13 protein-coding genes are annotated in these 18,285 nt (G+C 40.7%); 6 read left to right on the top strand and 7 right to left on the bottom strand.

Annotated features, from left to right (window positions below):
• Window positions 1-3 precede the first annotated feature (3 nt).
• On the bottom strand, window positions 4-741 hold the full coding sequence (locus HDF25_RS04225) for an NUDIX hydrolase (protein ID WP_184623100.1): 738 nt from the start codon (window positions 739-741) through the stop codon (window positions 4-6).
• Window positions 742-968: 227 nt separating this feature from the next.
• Between HDF25_RS04225 and HDF25_RS04220 the strand changes: the two genes are divergently transcribed.
• The 4 genes from HDF25_RS04220 (at window position 969) to HDF25_RS04205 (ending at window position 7,062) form a co-directional block, all read left to right on the top strand.
• Window positions 969-3,317, top strand: coding sequence for a glycoside hydrolase family 3 C-terminal domain-containing protein (locus tag HDF25_RS04220; RefSeq protein ID WP_221450846.1), 2,349 nt, complete (start codon window positions 969-971; stop codon window positions 3,315-3,317).
• A 78-nt stretch (window positions 3,318-3,395) separates the two neighbouring features.
• A complete protein-coding gene (locus HDF25_RS04215; RefSeq protein WP_184623098.1) occupies window positions 3,396-4,073 on the top strand; it encodes a pseudouridine synthase in 678 nt (225 codons plus the stop codon).
• Between the two features lie 64 nt (window positions 4,074-4,137).
• A complete protein-coding gene (locus tag HDF25_RS04210; RefSeq protein WP_184623096.1) occupies window positions 4,138-6,621 on the top strand; it encodes a YfhO family protein in 2,484 nt (827 codons plus the stop codon).
• Between the two features lie 69 nt (window positions 6,622-6,690).
• Complete coding sequence (locus HDF25_RS04205; RefSeq protein ID WP_184623093.1) at window positions 6,691-7,062, top strand: DMT family protein; 372 nt, start codon at window positions 6,691-6,693, stop codon at window positions 7,060-7,062.
• Between the two features lie 21 nt (window positions 7,063-7,083).
• On the opposite strand, the gene HDF25_RS04200 is transcribed toward HDF25_RS04205, so the two are convergent.
• From HDF25_RS04200 to HDF25_RS04190, 3 genes are read right to left on the bottom strand one after another with little or no spacing between them, the layout of a single operon-like run.
• Window positions 7,084-8,352, bottom strand: coding sequence for a hypothetical protein (locus tag HDF25_RS04200; RefSeq protein WP_184623091.1), 1,269 nt, complete (start codon window positions 8,350-8,352; stop codon window positions 7,084-7,086).
• A complete protein-coding gene (locus tag HDF25_RS04195; RefSeq protein ID WP_184623089.1) occupies window positions 8,353-10,344 on the bottom strand; it encodes a hypothetical protein in 1,992 nt (663 codons plus the stop codon).
• Window positions 10,341-11,018, bottom strand: a complete 678-nt coding sequence (locus HDF25_RS04190; RefSeq protein ID WP_184623087.1) for a hypothetical protein — start codon at window positions 11,016-11,018, stop codon at window positions 10,341-10,343. Before HDF25_RS04190 ends, HDF25_RS04195 begins: the two co-directional genes overlap by 4 nt.
• Window positions 11,019-11,116: 98 nt before the next feature.
• Here HDF25_RS04190 and HDF25_RS04185 point away from each other — a divergent pair, with 98 nt between their 5' ends.
• Window positions 11,117-12,013, top strand: coding sequence for a retropepsin-like aspartic protease (locus HDF25_RS04185; protein WP_184623085.1), 897 nt, complete (start codon window positions 11,117-11,119; stop codon window positions 12,011-12,013).
• Between the two features lies 1 nt (window position 12,014).
• On the opposite strand, the gene HDF25_RS04180 is transcribed toward HDF25_RS04185, so the two are convergent.
• Together HDF25_RS04180 and dinB are read right to left on the bottom strand one after the other, a co-directional pair.
• Window positions 12,015-14,951, bottom strand: a complete 2,937-nt coding sequence (locus HDF25_RS04180; RefSeq protein WP_184623083.1) for a DNA polymerase III subunit alpha — start codon at window positions 14,949-14,951, stop codon at window positions 12,015-12,017.
• A 4-nt stretch (window positions 14,952-14,955) separates the two neighbouring features.
• Window positions 14,956-16,110 carry a DNA polymerase IV gene (dinB, locus tag HDF25_RS04175; protein ID WP_184623081.1) on the bottom strand — a complete coding sequence of 385 codons (1,155 nt, stop codon included), beginning with the start codon at window positions 16,108-16,110 and terminating at the stop codon, window positions 14,956-14,958.
• 168 nt (window positions 16,111-16,278) lie between these two features.
• Here dinB and comJ point away from each other — a divergent pair, with 168 nt between their 5' ends.
• A complete protein-coding gene (gene comJ, locus HDF25_RS04170) occupies window positions 16,279-16,836 on the top strand; it encodes a competence protein ComJ (protein ID WP_184623078.1) in 558 nt (185 codons plus the stop codon).
• Between the two features lie 43 nt (window positions 16,837-16,879).
• Here the strand turns inward: comJ and HDF25_RS04165 are convergent, their stop codons facing one another.
• Entirely contained in the window at window positions 16,880-18,268 is a 1,389-nt protein-coding gene (locus tag HDF25_RS04165) for a DNA/RNA non-specific endonuclease (protein ID WP_184623075.1), read from the bottom strand.
• Between the last annotated feature and the right edge of the window lie 17 nt (window positions 18,269-18,285).

The raw sequence follows: 18,285 nt of genomic DNA, 5'->3' as shown, positions 1-18,285 counted from the left end.
CAGCTACCAGTCGAGTCCCTGTAGCGACTCATGATATTGATGAGGATCGAAGCTGTAAAGGAAGGGTGCCTTGTGCGCTCCTCCTTTACGCGGGTCTTCGTGTTTAACCAGGATCCCAAACCGCATAATCCGGCGGTAAAAATTACCTCTGTTCAAAGTCCGGCCCAGGATCGTTTCATACAGTTTCTGTAACTCCGAAATCGTAAATCTTTCTGGAAGTAAACTCATCCCAATAGGCTTATAGCTTAACTGTTGTCTTAATACAGTTAAAGCATTAGTATAAATCAGTTGATGGTCCATCGCCAGTTCAGGAAGGTCATCTATATTTCGCCATTCACAGGTTTCGCTATATTCATCTGCTGTTACATTTACAGCCGTATAATCAACCAGTGCATAAAAGCCTGCGGAAATGAAACGCTGTTTATACCAGAGACCATCCTCATAATCTGTAAAGAACCCCTCCGAACGGTTAAGGGTACCAAATACGCCAAATTCCTGCAAATAAACTCTTTGCGCACCTGTACGTTCGGTAAGTACACGCTGTGCTGCATCCTGTAAGTTTTCATCTTTGTAGACATAACCACCCGGAAGGAGCCATTGCTGTGCAGCAGTCATTTTTAATAACAAGACTTTAAGCTGGTTTTCATGAAAACCAAATACGACACTGTCTACTGAAATATGAGGTAAACATTGTTCCCACAGCAATTTACTTTTTTCGATGATGCGTTGATCTAGTCCCATTGCCGGCAATATAAGAATCTGTTTAAAATTTAGCTAATAATGGATGTCTAAAGCTCTGTTTAAATAGTATTGCGTTGATATTCTGTGTTATATAGTCATGCCCAAGCCTTTTTTATTTGCATGTTTAAAGAAAATAATATATCATTGCTTCATAACGAAGCAATATAAAAAGGGTTAGGCTTTTGGGAGAAAATTTGCGCGTTTACCAAATATTAAACCTTATCCTGATGAACTTAAAATCTATTTATTTTTTATTGCTGGTCATTCCTGCCTATGCTTCAGCACAACAGGTGGATTACCCTGCAAAAGCAGCCGGATTGGTGTCAAAAATGACACTGGAAGAAAAGACTATGTTACTGAGTGGTGACGGCTGGTGGCAAACCCATGAAATCAAACGATTGGGCATTCCTTCAGTTTTTATGACCGATGGTCCTCATGGATTACGTAAAGCAATTGGTTCGGCTTTAGGCCAGGCTGTACCTGCTACTTGTTTTCCCACAGCTTCGGCGTTAGCCTCATCCTGGAATACTGCTTTAATTAATCGGGTTGGGGTTGCCTTAGCAGAGGAGAGCCAGGCCAATGATGTCCAGATTCTTTTAGGCCCAGGTGTGAATATGAAACGTTCTCCGCTTGGAGGCCGGAATTTTGAATATTTTTCTGAGGATCCGGTATTGGCTGGTAAAATGGCTGCATCTTATATCAGAGGTGTGCAGAGCAAAGGTGTGGGTACTTCATTAAAACATTTTGCAGTAAATAATCAGGAATTTGAAAGAATGACAAATAGTTCGAATGTGGATGAACGTACGCTGCATGAAATCTATCTGACTGCTTTTGAAATTGCAGTTAAGGAGGGTAAACCCTGGACAGTCATGTGTGCCTATAACAAACTGAATGGTGTTTACGCATCCGAAAATGCTTTATTATTAAGGAGTATCCTTCGCAAAAACTGGGGTTTTGAAGGTTTTGTGGTATCCGACTGGGGAGCGGTTAGTAACAGGGTAAACGGACTTGTTGCAGGTATGAACCTGGAAATGCCGGGAAGTGGTGAGGTAAATCAGCAGGAACTGATCAAGGCGGTGAATAGTGGGGTACTTCCGGTGGCTACATTAGATGAAAGTGTAACTCAGCTACTAACTGTGTTGTTAAGGGCTAAAGATAGTCATCAGGCTGGAGCTAAATTTGATGCAGATCAGCATAATCTGCTGGCCAGGGAAGCGAGTGGGGAAAGTCTTGTTTTACTGAAAAATCAGGATCATATTCTGCCTTTAAATCTTAAAAAGCAAAAGATTGCTTTTATAGGTGGTTTTGCTAAAATTCCAAGATATCAGGGAGCAGGAAGTTCACAGGTAAACCCGATTAAAATCAGCAATGCCTTTACCGAAATGCAGCTTCTGGCAGGAAATGCACAGCTTACTTATGCGCAAGGGTACAGAGATGAGGATCAGACTTCGGCTGCATTAATCAGCGAGGCAGTCAAAACTGCTGCAGCTGCTGATGTAGCGGTTATATTTGCCGGACTTCCGGATAGTTATGAATCTGAGGGTTTTGACCGTTCCTCATTAGCTATGCCAGTTGCTCATAATCAGCTGATCGAAGCTATTGCTGCCGTACAGAAAAATACGGTTGTGGTGCTGATGAATGGTTCGGCGATCACCATGCCCTGGCTAGGGAAAGTAAAAGGAGTACTTGAAGGCTGGCTTGGCGGACAGGCAGGGGGTGGGGCTATTGCCGATGTGTTGAGCGGGAAAGTAAATCCATCGGGTAAGCTGGCAGAAACATTTGCTAAATTTGTTGATGATACGCCGACGGCTCTGGAGTTTCCGGGTCTGAATCAGCAGGCGAATTACGGAGAAGGAATTTTTATTGGGTATCGTTATTATGATAAACGAAAGATTACTCCTCAGTTTGCTTTTGGTTATGGCTTAAGTTATACGTCTTTTGCTTATTCCGGACTTGAACTGGGCGCGGAAAGCATAAAAGATGCAGATAGTTTACAGGTGCAATTCAGGGTGAAAAACACTGGCAATGTATCCGGTAAGGAAATTGTACAGCTGTATATCAGTGGTTCGGATTCTACCATTGTACATCCTGTTAAGGAGTTAAAAGCCTTTGCTAAACTAAACCTGAAACCAGGAGAAGAAAAAACTATTGGATTTAAACTGGGCAAACGTGATTTTGCTTATTATGATGTTCAGCAACATGACTGGGCCGTTAAACCAGGAGTTTTTCTGATCCGGGTTGGTGGCGCATCGAATTTACTTCCTTTGCAAAAGGAAGTAAGGGTGAGTTCAGAGAATACGGTTTTAGCTGCATTAACACGTAATTCTATGCTGAAAGATTTTCGGGCACATCCTAAAGGAAAACTGATTTATCCGGTATTAATGAAGTCATTTGGGGTTGACCTGACAGCTAAACCGGATGAGAAGCTCAGTCCTGAGCAAAGGAAGGCAAAAGAGAAGACTAACCTGATGATGATGACCATGCTGAATGATATGCCCGTCTATAAACTGATCAATTTTTCGGGGGGTAAATTTTCGAACCAGATGCTTGAGGATATTTTGAAAAAGGTTCAATAGATACAATCAGCAGGAGTGATCTGTTTACTCCTGCTGATCATATATTCCTTAAAAAGCCTATATTCGCGGAAAAAATTAATGCTTGAAATTGTATATCAGGATGATCATCTGATCGCGATCAATAAACCACACGGACTATTAGTACACCGCTCTTCTATTGCCAACGATGCTAAAGAGTTCGCTTTGCAGCTTTTAAGGGATCAGGTAAACAGACGGGTGAGCCCTGTACACCGCTTAGACCGGAAAACTGGTGGTTTATTATTATTTGCTTTTGAGAAGGATGTTGAAACTGCGATGCAGATGCAGTTTCAGGAGGGTGAAGTTCAAAAGAAATATCTGGCAGTAGTAAGGGGGTATGCACCCGATAGTCAGGATATTGATTATCCCTTAGCTAAAGAAAACGGGACTATTCAAGAGGCTTTTACAGCTTTTGTTACACTGAAGCGTGCTGAACTAGATGTCGCTTTCGGTAAACATCCAACTTCCCGTTATTCACTGGTAGAAGCCACCCCAACTACGGGCCGGATGCACCAGCTGCGTAAGCATTTTGCACATATTTTTTATCCGATTATTGGGGATCGTAAACATGGCTGTAATAAACAGAACAGGTTCTTTAAAGAACAATGGGAAATGACGACTATGTTATTGCATGCTTCTGAACTAATGTTTAAACATCCTGTTACACAAGAGGATATTCATCTGAAGGCCCCTTTGAACGAAGAATTCAGACGGGTAATGGAGCTAATGGGCTGGTAGCAATAATAATATTGCTTTTAATGAAGTCAGATTTGTAAATTGGAGGAATAATTTTTCTTCAGATATGACTGACTGGTTTAAACGTTATGGCATTCACTTGCTTATCGCAGGAATATTCTTTTTATTATGCTTTTTATATTTTAACCCTTCGTTCCATGGGAAAGTATTGGGGCAAAGCGATGTAACTGGAGCTCAATCCACTCAAAAAGAGATCATGGATTACCGGTCTAAAGGAACAACCGTTTTATGGACTAACCAGATTTTTGGTGGTATGCCGGCTTTCCAGATCTGGGCACCTTATTCTGCTAATATTACTACACACGTAGTCAATGGTATTAATTATTTATTCCCAAATCCGGTAGGCACAGTACTTTTATTATTGTCAGGAGCTTATTTTCTGTTCCTGGTCTTAAAGCTTAATCCCTGGCTTGCAGCGGCTGGGGCTATTGCTTTTACCTTTTCTTCTTATAATATAATTTTACTAGCTGCCGGTCATGCCAATCAGGCATTTGCTATTGCATTTTTCGCACCGATCCTTGCCGGGATAATTCTGACACTCAGAGGGAAGTACTTTGTGGGGGCTGTTTTAACAGCACTTTTTCTGGCTATGGAAATTAAGGCCAATCATATTCAGATGACCTATTACTTGTTAATTGCCATACTTATCCTTGTCGTTATAGAGCTGTACCATGCTGTTAAGGCTAAAAAAACTGTTCTCTTTTTTAAATCGATAGCCTTTTTATCAGCTGCAGTATTATTAGCCCTGGCCGTAAATGCTTCTTTGATGTGGAGTACTTATGAATACAGTAAGGATAGTTACCGGGGAAAATCTAACCTGACAAATAACAGTAAAGAACCGGCTACAGGTTTAGCTAAAGAATATGCTTATCAGTATAGTCAGGGAGTAGGTGAGTCCCTGACATTTTTAGTCCCGAATGCTTATGGTGGAGCTTCGGGGGCCGACCTGATTAATCCACAATCAGAGATTACCAGGGTATTTACAAATAAAGGTGTTTCAACCGAAGAGGCCATCACCTATGCAAACCAGATTTCAAGTATTCCGGGACTTTCTCTGTACTGGGGCGAAAAAAGGCCCTTTACTGCAGGACCGTTTTACTTTGGTGCGGTGATCTGTTTTCTTTTTATATTCGGTTTAGTGGTCGTGAAAAGCAGGCTTAAATGGTGGTTGGCCGGAACAGTTATATTAACCATGATGTTGTCATTTGGCAGCAATTGGCCCTATGCTTCAGATCTGTTTTTTGATTATTTTCCGCTTTATAATAAATTCCGGACAGTTGAATCCATACTTGCCGTTGCTGGTTTATGCGTTCCGGTTTTAGCTTTTCTGGCAGTTCAGGAACTGACTGTTAATCCGGATAAAGTCTATATCCTGAAAAAATTCAAACTCGCCTTCTATATTACCGGAGGCCTGACACTTTTATTAATTGCACTTCCAGGTCTTTTATTAGATTTTAGACCTGGTGATGAAGCAAATGGAATAACTATACTTGCACAAGCTTTAAAAGGTGATCGCGTAATGGCTAATGATATTGCCCGCGCACTGATGACAGACAGGGCAAACCTGGAAAGAAGTGATGCTATCCGCTCGCTAATCTTTATTCTGATTTCATTTGGTCTGGTCTGGGCATTTATCAAACAGAAAATTAACCTGCAGCTATTTTCTATAGCCTTATTGGTGTTGATATCTGCCGATTTATGGGTTGTGGACAGACGTTATCTGAAGACTTCAAACTTTACAGAAAAGCAGGAGGCCCTGGTTAATCCAAGAGAAGTAGATGTTCAGATTGCGCAGGATACTGACCCCAATTTCAAAGTATTTGATGCAACAGCTAATTTGAAAATGGATATCCAGAATCCGTTTTTTCATAAAAGTATCGGTGGTTATTCTGCCGCACGTCTGAAAAGATATGATGAATTGATAGATAACCAGATGACAGGCAAGCAGGTAAATCCGGAGGTCTTAAATATGCTGAATACCAAGTATATCATCATGCCGGATTCAGCGGGAAAAAGTTTAAAGGTAGTTAGAAATGAACAGACCTGCGGAAATGCCTGGTTTGTGAAAACCATTAAATATGTAAAGAATGCAGATGAAGAAATGCAGTCTCTAAGCAGTTTTTCGGCGCGAAATGAGGCCATTGTTGATCAGCAGTATAAGACATTGGACTTGTCAGCAGGAAAGGATACGCTGGCAACTATAAAGCTGGTAGAATATTCACCGGATTATGTAAGTTATCAGACAAAATCCAGTGTTTCGCAGCTGGCTGTCTTTTCGGAGGTTTATTACGATAAGGGTTGGAGGCTGGAGATTGATGGTATTAAAAGACCATATCTAAGGGCCGATTATTTGCTGCGTGCAGCGCAGATTCCGGCAGGAAATCACCAGGTTGCATTTATATTCCAGCCAGTTTCTTATTTGTACGGTGAATACATTTCAAAGGCTGGGTCGGTTATCCTGGTGTTGCTTCTGGCCGGTGCTGCTTTTAATGGCATAATCGTCAATTACAGGAGAGCTCAGAAAAAATAAAGAGGATTTAACCTCATATCTGTGTTCAGGAAAATCATAGTCTCTGGATTATTTCTTTAATTTTACACCATGAGAGGACTGAAAACAATTTTATTTTTAACGATTTCTAATCTGTTTATGACTTTTGCCTGGTATGGACATCTGAAGTTTAAAGAGTTTTCCTGGGGTAAAAACCTGGGTATGCTTTCGATTATTGTGATTAGCTGGGCTTTGGCATTTTTTGAATATCTTTTTCAGGTCCCTGCTAATGAAGGAGGTTTTAAAGGAAACGGAGGGCCTTTTACCTTGGTACAGCTGAAAACCATACAAGAGGCTATTACACTAACTATTTTTATGTTATTTACCCTTATATTTTTTAAGGATGAAAAATTAGGCTGGAACCATCTGCTGGGTTTTGCACTGATAGTTCTTGCCGTATTTGTAATTTTCAAAAAATGGTAATCCGCAAAAACATTATAAGGATCAGAGCGCTGCTTTTTCACTCAGTTGCAGCTCCAGCTCAATTTTTCCGTCTGTTGGTGTTTGTTTCGTAGCTTTTAGTTTTAATTGTTTCAAATAACGGGTGTAAGTATTTAAAAAGGGAAACTGATTCTGCTTCCTGAGCTGCTCAAAGTTAATTGCTGCAAAAGCAAAATACGGACTGGTTTGCAGAGCTGGAGAAAGGTTTTTTGTTTGATTGGTGCTTAGTTGCCATAATTTTGAATTGTGCATACTGTAAACCTGATATAAAGGGAATAGTTCTTTGTTAAACTTATTCTCAGAACTGATAATAGTCTGTTTTTGTAAATAGTTGATTAACGCCGGGGATTTTATCTTACAGGTGATGCTGATTTCAGGGACTTTGACTTCTTTCAGCTGTTTCTTTTCTACTTTTTCAAATTCATCATTATATTCATAGGTGACTACTGGTTCATATTGACTGAGCAGTGTCCCGCATTCTACAGCTGTATAACCATCGTAGTATTTCAGGATGGAATCCTTTTCGAGGAAATAGGTTTTAAACCGGATGTCTTTTTGTAATACCTTTCTCAGGTCTGCATTTAACCACATTTTCATGCTGAGGTTCTGGTGCAGCTTTGCTGGTTGATAAGACGAATCAGGGACACCAAGCTCTTCAAGCGGGAATGATCCATTCAACGTAAGTATATGATCATTGAAGTTTGCTGCTCCGGTATAGGTTTTGAAATCATAGGTGATATCTGCCATTTGGTTTTTCAGTCTGTCAACCCTTTGATCACCCGGGATCATCTGGTCTTTTTCATTCAGTAAGCGTTCTAGTTCGGGGCTCGTATCTTCTTTAAACAGTGCATAGGAGAGGATCAACCTGCTGGAATTATAGATTACCCGGAGTCTGTGATCGGAACTTTTTCCGGTAATTACGCCAGGTTGTATTTCGGTCAGCTGATTTATTCTGAATTCGTTTTTAAGATATTGTTTTAACAGCGCGGTATCGGTGACTGGTAGAGTACAGAAGAATGTCTCTGTCGGCTGATTATTTAAGTTATAGATGAAAATATTGGCAGGTACTGCAAATCCTCTGGAAGAAGATTTAAACGGATTTAATCTTTTTCTTTTGACAATTCTGTCGACATTGATTTTAAAAATCAGGGAGGCATTCCGGGGAATGCTGTTCTGGTAGGAACTGTATTGTCTGTATTGCAGGTAGCCATAAACGGCCAGCAGCAGCAATAGAATTCCTATTACTGCTGCTATGAATGCCTTTTTTATCATTTATTTCCGGGTGTCATCAATAATTGAAAAGAGATACTTTAATGCATTTTGTTGTTGTGCAGGAGTATCCATACTGATCTCACCAGAGAATACATTACCGTTGATTGGATCAGATTTGATATAAATATCTCCCAGTGAACTTAAAACTTTATTCGTTTTAGCCAATTTTTCAGGATTTCCAATTTCTTCCGCAGGTATTTTTCCTGCTAGTTTCTTCGCACTGAAATAAGCAGCAAAATTACTGCCGGACAGTATTTTTTTATGTCTTCCAGAGAGGTTTCCGTGATATTGATGATTGGCAATCTGTTTCATTTCGTCTGCATTCGTACCTAAAAAGATGATTCCATCCTGAATGGTAAAGTAAAGCGGCATCGGGCTTTTAGAAATAGCTAATTCATAATAATTCTGCTGATCCTTCACTGCATTTTTCTTTACTCCGTATGCAATTAACTTATTGATCAGCCTGGTATCTTCTGTCGAGACCATTAACAGGAAATCGGGTAATGTTTCTTTCTTAGTTTTGGTAACAGTTTTAGTCTCGAAATTTTGTTCGTTGTACTCATATGTCTGATAAGTTTTGTCCTTCTGGGACAGACCATTAAAAACGAATAAACCATCACCTTTAATGACTTTGCTGACTGCTTCCTCATCTACCAATAAAGAGAAAAGGTCTGTGGCCAGTGCTACTTCATCTTTATAGACAGAATCATACATTTTGCTCATGAGCTTTGGATATTCTTCCAGGTAGGCCTTGCTGTCCATCGCATAACCCATATACCCAATCAATTTATCTTCATTGATATAATTGAAGAACTTTCTGTTTAATTTTCTTTTGTTAAGTTTTCTGAAGACAGCAGCCATTTCATTGCTGAAGGTGATTTCAGAACGCATACGGATGGCACTTTTCTCCAGGTAAAGTTTGATATTGGCACTTCCGTATCCATTTAAGATATTAATACCTTTTAAATAAGAACCAGGTACATAGGTATTCATTAATTTCACTGCATTAGAAATCCATACGGTAGCTTCTGCTTTCTGATCTATGCTTTTAATAAAGTCTTTATTGGTTAATATCGATGACTGATCACTTTTTTCAAAATAACCTGAAATCATCTTTTTTGTCCACCGGGCTGTTTCTGCTTTCTTTATCCTGTCATTTTTGAGATAAGAGTTGGCCAGTGCTGTGTCAATAGTCTCACTATAGCGTGCGGTGTCTGCCGTGGCATAAGCAGTACTATCGGGTGCATATTGTTCTATTCTTGGTTCTTCAATCTGAATTGTTTTTTTCTTTGCAGGTTTTCTTTTTAAAACATGACGTTTCTTGTTTTTAACATGAATCCGCTGTGATTTACGGGTAATTGTTTTTTTTGGTACAACTGGTTCCTGTATGACTGGTTCTGTCATGACAACGGCGCTGTCAGTAGCAGCTGTTGCCGCCTGTACTGTATCAATGACTGTGGGGTCAAAGGGGGTAGTCAAACCTAAACGTTTGCTGACATCAGGTCTTGAAAAATAGCTTTCTTTTCCATCACTTTTCACAAAAAGCATTATCTCTTCATTCCAGACCATGACCTCGGTTGAATCACGGCTGTAAAAAGTTCTTAACTTTCCGTTTTGTGTAAACGACTTTTCAGCTCCATTGAATAACTGATCGAGCTGACCTGCATTTTTAACTGGTGCGAGTACACAGTTATAGCTCACACTGTCATTTCCCCGGTTATAGTAATAGAAGGTAGAGGATAGGTTAAATCCAAAATCTTCTATAGTCTTAAAATTACCTTTTGCAGATCCTGCTAGTTTGTCCGTGATTTCTTTGCCGACAAAAGTGTTGTTAAACTCTTTCACAGACATTAACCGGGTGAGGTTATCTCCTTTAAGGGTAACCACAATCAGTGCATCTGAAGGGATTTTACTGGCCAGGTTTTGAGCGCTGACTGCCAGTGTGCTGAAAGTAAAGACTGCACTTATTACATATTTATAAAAGTTTTTCATGGGCTTAGGATAATTTTGTTTGTCAGATTAGTTTTGCCATTGATCAAGCCTAATATACCTGTATTTAACAGAATAGCTTTTTTGGTTTTGGAGACCTTAGCCAATGGATTGGTATAGTTAATGATTGGTTTTTCAAACCGGTATATGCTGGTATAGGTCGCTTCTTTAAATACATTTTTCACCTCAGGTTTGAGCTTATTGTATTGTGTGATAGCTTCTTTGGTATGGGTATAGTTACGCTGAAAAATATGAGTGGTTGTACTGTAAGTATAAGAAGAGTTGTTTATTGCATTGACTTTTAGTTTTTTAAGAACATGCTGATTGATGTTGTTGATATTGGACACATTCTCAAAAGCAAAGCTGATACTGGCTATATAGTTTTCAAAATCTATCTTCTTTTTGACATTACTGATGCCATGTGAATTCTTTAGGTAGGCCACAACTTCATCCATTTCTTTTTGAATAGTTTGTTTGGATGGGACTTTATATCCGTTGACACTATCTAAAAGCATAATGGAAGCTACTTTGGTCTTACTGGCACTCAGGTTTACCGTCAGATTTACCGTACCTGAACCATTATCAGCCAGGTTAATTTCTTCGACGATCTGAAAACAGGAAGAAAAACAGCATAAAGCGAGTAATAATACAAGATATCCGAGGTGTTTTTTTGGCATGAAAAAAGGTAGTTTGAAAAATATTAATCTTTTTTCAAAGTTATAATATTTTTCAAACTCATTTTTGTAATTTCCGCTTTTCGAATACCAAATTGATTATGCTGAAATTAAGTACACTCTCTTCTGCCTTTTTTATCTTTTTAATCTTGACTTTGTTAACCACAGGGATAACAAAAGCACAAACCAGTGTTCCGGTTACGATAACCAATCAGGGACATATTATGGTCAAAGCGAAAATTAACGGAGTAGAAGGAAATTTTGTTTTTGATACTGGTGGGGGGCTGACCATGGTTACCAAAAAGTTTGCTTCCAAAATGGAAGGATTGCATAAACAGGACGGGGGATATACTGCTTTCCGGGCAACAGGAGAAAAATTGGATGCCAATCTTTATGAGGCTTCTTCGCTGGTAATTGGTACTTATACTGAAGTAAAACCGGTCTTAACCATTTTCGATGTGGATTTTGGACCAATTGACGGACTGATTTCCTTAATGAGTTTTAAGAATCAGGTTGTAACTCTAGATTTTGAAAATAAAAGGCTGACTTTTGAAACCACTGAAAGTTTTGCCCAACGCAGGAAAAAAGGAAAGACTGTGAAGTTGCAATTAGAAGTATCGCGTGATAAAGCTTTAGATATGTTTGCTTATTTCAAGGTGAATGATAAGCTTAACCTGCAATTTTCTATAGATAGCGGGGCAGGTAATAACGTGTATCGTATCAATGCCAAATATATGCCTGATTTAGGAATCGATAGTACAGATACTTCAAAGGTTGCCGTCATTTATAAACCAAGTGAATTTAATCCTCAGCTGAAAACTAAAATATACCTGGCAAATATTCAGTCACTTACGCTTCAGGATGCTCCGGCAGTTAAAATTGAAAATCAAAGGGTTTCCTTTGTGGATGGCTTGATTTACGATGGTATAGTTTCTCTGAACTGGATAGGTAAACGGATTACGCTCGATCTGAAACATTCGGAAATGATTGTCAATTAATTTATTGAAGGACTGGGTTTTCCTGGATAGGCAGTTTCGCGAATCTGATGACCTCTATACTTGGAAAACCAAAATCTTCGACTACTTTGCCCAGGATCAGGTAACAGCCTGTTCCGCGGAAAGGATAAGCAGGGGTGTTGTTTGGAAAATGAGTAGTGTCAAAGAAATTCCCATCAGCATCCAGGAAAGTACCAAACCACATCTTTTTATTGTTTTTGGTATGTACTGTTTTCTCACAGACATACAAACCGACCATTTTAACAGTCCGCCCTACATAATTGATTAGCCCTTTAGTCCGGATATCACCACGATAACTGGTTTGCAGCAGATCGAAATAAGAAAGACTTAAGGGATAACCCAATAGCTCCAGTTCATGATAAGCATCTTCCAGTCTGGTACTGATTAGTTCGGGGAGCTGATAATGCCGGGGTGCTGTACGAAACAATTCTGCATGATGAACTGGTTTCATCTTTGTACCTAACATGGAATGGATGTCCCAGAGCAATTCTTTTTTACTCCGGCCGGTAAAACGCAGGGCACCGGTCCGGATCAGGATAATAGTCTGCTCCAGGCTGATGGCTGTACGTTTGACAAAATCTTCCAGGTCGAGGTAGTCTCCGTTTTTCTTTCGTTCTTCAGGGATCAGTTCCATCAGTTTCGTGGTCAATCCCTGGATACCGATGAAACCCAGGTAAGCATCGGTTCCTTTAATGGAAACAATTGGTGTACTCCGGTTGACGCAGGGCAAATGTACAGTAGCTCCCGCTTGCTTAAGTTCATGGATATATAACCAGCGGGTATAGAATCCACCGTAATTATTGAGTACAGCAACCATAAATTCCATTGGATAATAAGTCTTTAAATACAGGCTCTGGTAACTTTCTACTGCAAAACTGGCGGAATGCGCTTTGGAAAAGCTATAACCGGCAAAAGAAGAGACCTGTCTCCATACTTCCTGGGTGATGGCTTCCTCGCGGCCAAGTTTTTTCGATCCTTCGAAGAATTTCTCTACCAGTTTATCAAATTCCATCCGGGACCGGTATTTACCACTCATGCCCCTTCGCAGAATATCGGCATCAGTACCATCCATACCACCATAATGGATGCAGACTTTGATTACATCTTCCTGGTAAACCATTACCCCATAGGTTTCTTTCATCTGCTCTTCCATTACCGGGTGGAGATATTTGACCTCCTGTGGGCGATGATAGTTCTGGATGTAGGTCTTCATCATACCGGATTGTGCTACTCCGGGACGAATGATCGAACTTGCGGCAACCAGGGTAAGATAGTTATCACATCTGAGTTTAGTGAGGAGCTGGCGCATAGCGGGAGACTCAATATAAAAACACCCGATAGTATTACCCGATTGTAAACGCTCATTAAGCAGAGGATCTTTCATAAATACCCTGACCTGGTGGATATTGATTTTCAACTGCTTGTTTTCGGCAACCAGTCTGACCGCCTCTTTGATATGACCGATGCCACGCTGACTTAAAATATCATATTTGTCATAGCCAATCAGCTCTGCTTCGTACATATCCCATTGTACGGTAGGCATACCTTTAGGCGGTAAATCGAGTGCTGTATAATACGTAATTGGTTCTTCCGAGATCAGTACTCCTCCTGCATGAATACTTCGCTGGTTAGGCATATTACCCATCAGTTCAAAAACAGCCAGTATCTTTTTGAAAGTAGGGTTGTCCCGGTTGGAACTATCTTGTGTACGGTCGGTATAACTATCGATTTCTGCTTTAGGTAAACCCATAACTTTCCCTATTTCACGGATGACAGAACGGTCTTTAAAGGTAGACATTGTACCTAGCAGGGCGGTGTGTCTTGCGCCGTAACGTTTGAAGATATAGTCCTGTACATCTTCCCGTTCATCCCAGGAGAAATCAATATCAAAGTCGGGTGGGGAAGTCCGTTCGGCATTGAGAAAACGCTCAAAGTAAAGGTCTAGCTCAAGTGGGTCAACATCTGTGATTCTCATGCAGTAAGATACCGTACTGTTGGCGCCAGAACCCCGGCCGACATGGTAATAACCCTGGCTCATCGCATAGCGGATAATATCCCAGGTAATCAGGAAATAGGCACAGAAATCAAGATCAGAAATCACTTTAAGTTCTTTGTGTACTTTATCCAGGGCTTCTTTGTGATCCCGGCCATAACGCTCCGTCATGCCCCTCATGGTTAGTTTTTCCAGTAATTCTCTGTCTGCGGTTTTGCTCCCGGTAAAAGTCTTCCTGTTCATTTTCCGCTGTTCATAGTCCATCACACAATTGTTCATCAGCTGACGGGTATTATCCAGAATAAAGGGGTACTTGCTGAACCTGGCTTCCAGTTCGCCTGGTGGCAGAAAGGTATCTGTTGGGGTACATTTGTCCTGTGTACTTATTTTACTTAAAACAGTATTCAGGTCAACACTCCGCAGGTACTCATGCAACCGGTATCCGATTCTTTCGGTGAAGACCACGGGCTGTAAAACTACCAGCTTATGTTTAATTGTGGTCAGATCTTTACCGTAAAGCAGGTGCAGTTCATCAAAACGTATCCCCAGGTATTCATATTCCCGCAATTCCTGCCGGGAGGTGTAGGGATAAACGATAAAACAATCTTTAAATACAGGGGGCTGATCAGGGAGTTCTTTTTGTGCCAGGTTATGGTCTGTCAGGAATTCATTCAGTTCACGCATGCCTTCCCTGTTCCTGGCAATACCAATATAAAGGAGTCGTTTATCTCTGCGGAATTCCATTCCTCCGATAGGTTTAATCCCTTTGCTGTTACATTCCCTCCAGAATTCCATTACCCCGGTCGAATTATTCAGATCGGTCAGGACCATCTGGGTGATTCCCTGCATCATGGCTTCTTCTATCAGTTTGGGGATAGACAGGGTGCCATAACGCAGGCTATAATGGGAGTGGACGTTCAGGTACATCGGTTTAAAGATTGATGTTTAAAGCTGATGCCATGGTAATTGACTTTTGTCCAAACCGCTGACGGATTTTGTCCATGGCCTGGCATAAATTGTACTGTTCCTGCGAAGCATCATAAAGATCAATCTGTTCGAAACCATTAACCAGGCTGGACAGGCGTACCCCGACCAGGCGGATCAGCATCCGTTTCTGATAAAGCTGCTGAAACAAATCTTTGGCTTTACGGATCAGGACAGTATCCATTGAGGTATAAGAAATAGCGGCCTGCCTGGTCACATCTTCGAAATTGGAATAGCGGATAGTTACAGTAATACAGGCGGTCAGCTTCTTTTTCTGCCGGAGTTCGAAAGCCAGGTCCATAACCATCGAAGTAATGAGGTTATTAATGGTTCCGACATCAATTGTATCGGCCTTAAAAGTACATTGGGTGCCTATACTCTTTTGTTCCTGATAGGGGACAACTGGTGACTGGTCAATGCCTTTCGCTTTTTGCAACAGGGACAAGCCATTTTTACCCAGCAGGGTATACATCTGATCAGGGTGAATCTGGGTCAGCGTGAAAATCTTTTTAATCCCCATATCACTGAGTTTGATAAAGGTCTTTTCACCCAGTCCCGGAATTTTTTTAATCGAAAGTGGGTTCAGGAATGGTTGTACTTCCTGTTGTTCTATATTGAGCTCGCCGTTAGGCTTACATTCATTGGTAGCCATTTTGGAAACTGTTTTGTTCACTGACAACCCGAATGAGATAGGGAGGTGGGTTTCCCGGATAACTGTCTGACGGAGTTCGTGGGCATATAACAGGGTGCCATGAAAACGATCCATGCCCGTCATATCTATATAATGCTCATCGATACTGGCTTTTTCGATCAGGGGAACACGTTCTCTTAAAATGGTTGTGATCTCTTGTGAGGCTTCCGAATAAGCATCCATATTACCCCGGATAAAAATTGCATGAGGACAGAGCATTTTCGCCATCCGCGAAGACATTGCCGCATGGACACCAAATTTCCTGGCCTCATAACTGCATGAAGCCACAACACCACGATCGGAGGTTCCACCTATAATTACAGGTTTGCCGGCCAGGGTAGGGTCTTTACGCACTTCAACCGAGACGAAGAAGGAATCCAGATCCATATGGATGATGTGTTTTTCGGACATAAACTGTTTTAGTATCGTACAAATGTATGCTAAAAAAAGACGGTATGACAAGTGTTTTACTAAATATATTAGTATTATTGTCGCTGTAAATATCTTTAATATGATGTGATTATCCAGTTAAATTGAAATCAGGCACTACTATTGTAATAACAACTATAAAGCTAAAACATGATTGCTGTCAGAACATTTGTGTCTCAAAATCAAATTGTGATCAGGTCTGCTGGAAAGAAGCCGGAATTTGAACAATGGACTGCTAAAAACAGGGAAATGGGGATGATATGGCATCCAGGTTATATTGTTCTGGATCCTTTGGTCGAGGGTAGTTTCAATGCCTTTTTTTTGATTAAAGAAGCTGATACGATCCATATTGATCAGAATTCCCAACGTTCAGCTTTAATCCCATTTGAAATAACAGATCTTAATGAATGTTGTATCAGTACAGTTTCAGAAATTATATTCTTAACGAGGAATGTAACTGTAGATCTGGAAAGAGAAAAAAAGAGGAGCAGGTTCTATCCTGTAAATACAGCCAGTGATTTTGTCCTGGAGGAAGGTACTTATGTATTACATTTCCAGGTTTGTATAGGCTGGTCGGCAGAGTTTGATTCGGATACCGAAGAAGTTTACTATCGTTTTGATTTCATTAAAGAAGCCAATCCTGAGTTTAAAGTATTAATTGATGATGATTATGGCTGGAATTCATCAACTTCATTGATCAAAGAATAAAACAGGATGCTACCTGTATAAACAGCATCCTGTTTTACAGGGTTTAGCTACCCTGATCTGTACGGCTTTTAAGTACGTCCTGTATACTCTGACTTACATTCGACATCAGATTGACACCTGATGCAGCTTCAATAGATTTTACTGTGGTCAGGTATTGTTTCCAGTCTGTGCTGACAGTAGTCTGATCATTAGGTGTATCCACAGCTATTACACGGGTTGAAGTGGAGATACGGGAAAGATCATTATTACCATTTGGAAGAACTACAACAACTTTCCAGATATGTGAAGGTACATTGACATTTCCACCATCAATAGTTGTCTGATATCCGTTTGTTCCTGTGCCTCCTGAGCCATAAGAACCCATCACCACATAAACTTCGCTGCCAGCCTGTACCAGGGTACGAACGTAGTTTTCCAGGCCTGCCCATGTCTGCTGATTATTTTTAGGGGCCTGCGGAATCATATTGGTCATTAAAAATGTAGAAGAGTTCGCTGTATTATCCGAGGTTCTGTCACCTGAAGGGCAATTGTGACCACGGTCAAATCCTGAACCTGAATAGCTGGTGTTACTTACCTGGTACCATCCCGAAGGTAAATTGATATCTGCCCTGAAATTGTTAGCTCTTGAAGAACTGCCCAGATCAGTGCTGCTGATATGCCATGATACCCAGTTTGGAGTTCCTTTATCTCTATTATACGATTCAGTATAATACGTCTGGTCCATCAGATAATTGGCAGCCGAGTTAATGCTTGGTTGTGCATTGGTCGGGTTTCCCAGCAATAAGTTATTATTGTCTGTGGTATTACCAGGGGTTCCGCCGGTTCCCGGATCAGGAGGGACCGTACCGCCACCTGTACTAAAACTGATATCATCAATGTTAATACGGTTGGTACCACCTGATACTTTACGTACCTGAAAAGTCAGGTTACCAGTTGCACTGATGGCGAAAGTTGCTGTAGTCAGCTGGCTGGAAGAAGTAGTAATCGTAGAGCCTGTCTGTGCATAGGTAGAACCATTATCATTTGATACCCATAATTGCCAGGTAGATGAATTGTCACTTCCATAAACAGCATGTTTAATGTTTACTGAAGTCGGGTTGCTTACATTAAAGTTCATACTCAGTGTACCCGTATTACGGATACGAACCGATTTTGTGCCTGATTTCACATCAGATGCAGTTGATCCGATCAGCGCATCGTCAAGATTCCAGGAGCCGGTACTCAGCGTAATATCTGCGGCAGCATACGCGCTTTTACTACCTGTTTCGAAATCTTCGGTAATTACAGTAGCTGCCTGTACAGCTGCATTTTGTCTGCTGCTTAAAGCCGACTGGTTGGGTTTTACCGGAACTGGTTCCTGCATAGCGTCTTTTGAGCATGAGGCAAATGCCAGTGATATACAGCTGGCAAATAGTAGATTTTTGATTTTCATAGATTGATTTAATATTT

Source organism: Pedobacter cryoconitis (assembly GCF_014207135.1).
Lineage (GTDB): Bacteria > Bacteroidota > Bacteroidia > Sphingobacteriales > Sphingobacteriaceae > Pedobacter > Pedobacter cryoconitis_D.
Note: the sequence above shows the minus strand (reverse complement) of the source record. Positions and strands in the feature narration are given on the sequence as shown.

What these genes read in the sequence shown, in the direction of transcription:
- HDF25_RS04225 (WP_184623100.1), bottom strand. Translation starts at nt 741, where the DNA reads ATGGGACTAGATCAACGCATCATCGAAAAAAGTAAATTGCTGTGGGAA.
- HDF25_RS04220 (WP_221450846.1), top strand. Translation starts at nt 969, where the DNA reads ATGAACTTAAAATCTATTTATTTTTTATTGCTGGTCATTCCTGCCTAT.
- HDF25_RS04215 (WP_184623098.1), top strand. Translation starts at nt 3,396, where the DNA reads ATGCTTGAAATTGTATATCAGGATGATCATCTGATCGCGATCAATAAA.
- HDF25_RS04210 (WP_184623096.1), top strand. Translation starts at nt 4,138, where the DNA reads ATGACTGACTGGTTTAAACGTTATGGCATTCACTTGCTTATCGCAGGA.
- HDF25_RS04205 (WP_184623093.1), top strand. Translation starts at nt 6,691, where the DNA reads ATGAGAGGACTGAAAACAATTTTATTTTTAACGATTTCTAATCTGTTT.
- HDF25_RS04200 (WP_184623091.1), bottom strand. Translation starts at nt 8,352, where the DNA reads ATGATAAAAAAGGCATTCATAGCAGCAGTAATAGGAATTCTATTGCTG.
- HDF25_RS04195 (WP_184623089.1), bottom strand. Translation starts at nt 10,344, where the DNA reads ATGAAAAACTTTTATAAATATGTAATAAGTGCAGTCTTTACTTTCAGC.
- HDF25_RS04190 (WP_184623087.1), bottom strand. Translation starts at nt 11,018, where the DNA reads ATGCCAAAAAAACACCTCGGATATCTTGTATTATTACTCGCTTTATGC.
- HDF25_RS04185 (WP_184623085.1), top strand. Translation starts at nt 11,117, where the DNA reads ATGCTGAAATTAAGTACACTCTCTTCTGCCTTTTTTATCTTTTTAATC.
- HDF25_RS04180 (WP_184623083.1), bottom strand. Translation starts at nt 14,951, where the DNA reads ATGTACCTGAACGTCCACTCCCATTATAGCCTGCGTTATGGCACCCTG.
- dinB (WP_184623081.1), bottom strand. Translation starts at nt 16,110, where the DNA reads ATGTCCGAAAAACACATCATCCATATGGATCTGGATTCCTTCTTCGTC.
- comJ (WP_184623078.1), top strand. Translation starts at nt 16,279, where the DNA reads ATGATTGCTGTCAGAACATTTGTGTCTCAAAATCAAATTGTGATCAGG.
- HDF25_RS04165 (WP_184623075.1), bottom strand. Translation starts at nt 18,268, where the DNA reads ATGAAAATCAAAAATCTACTATTTGCCAGCTGTATATCACTGGCATTT.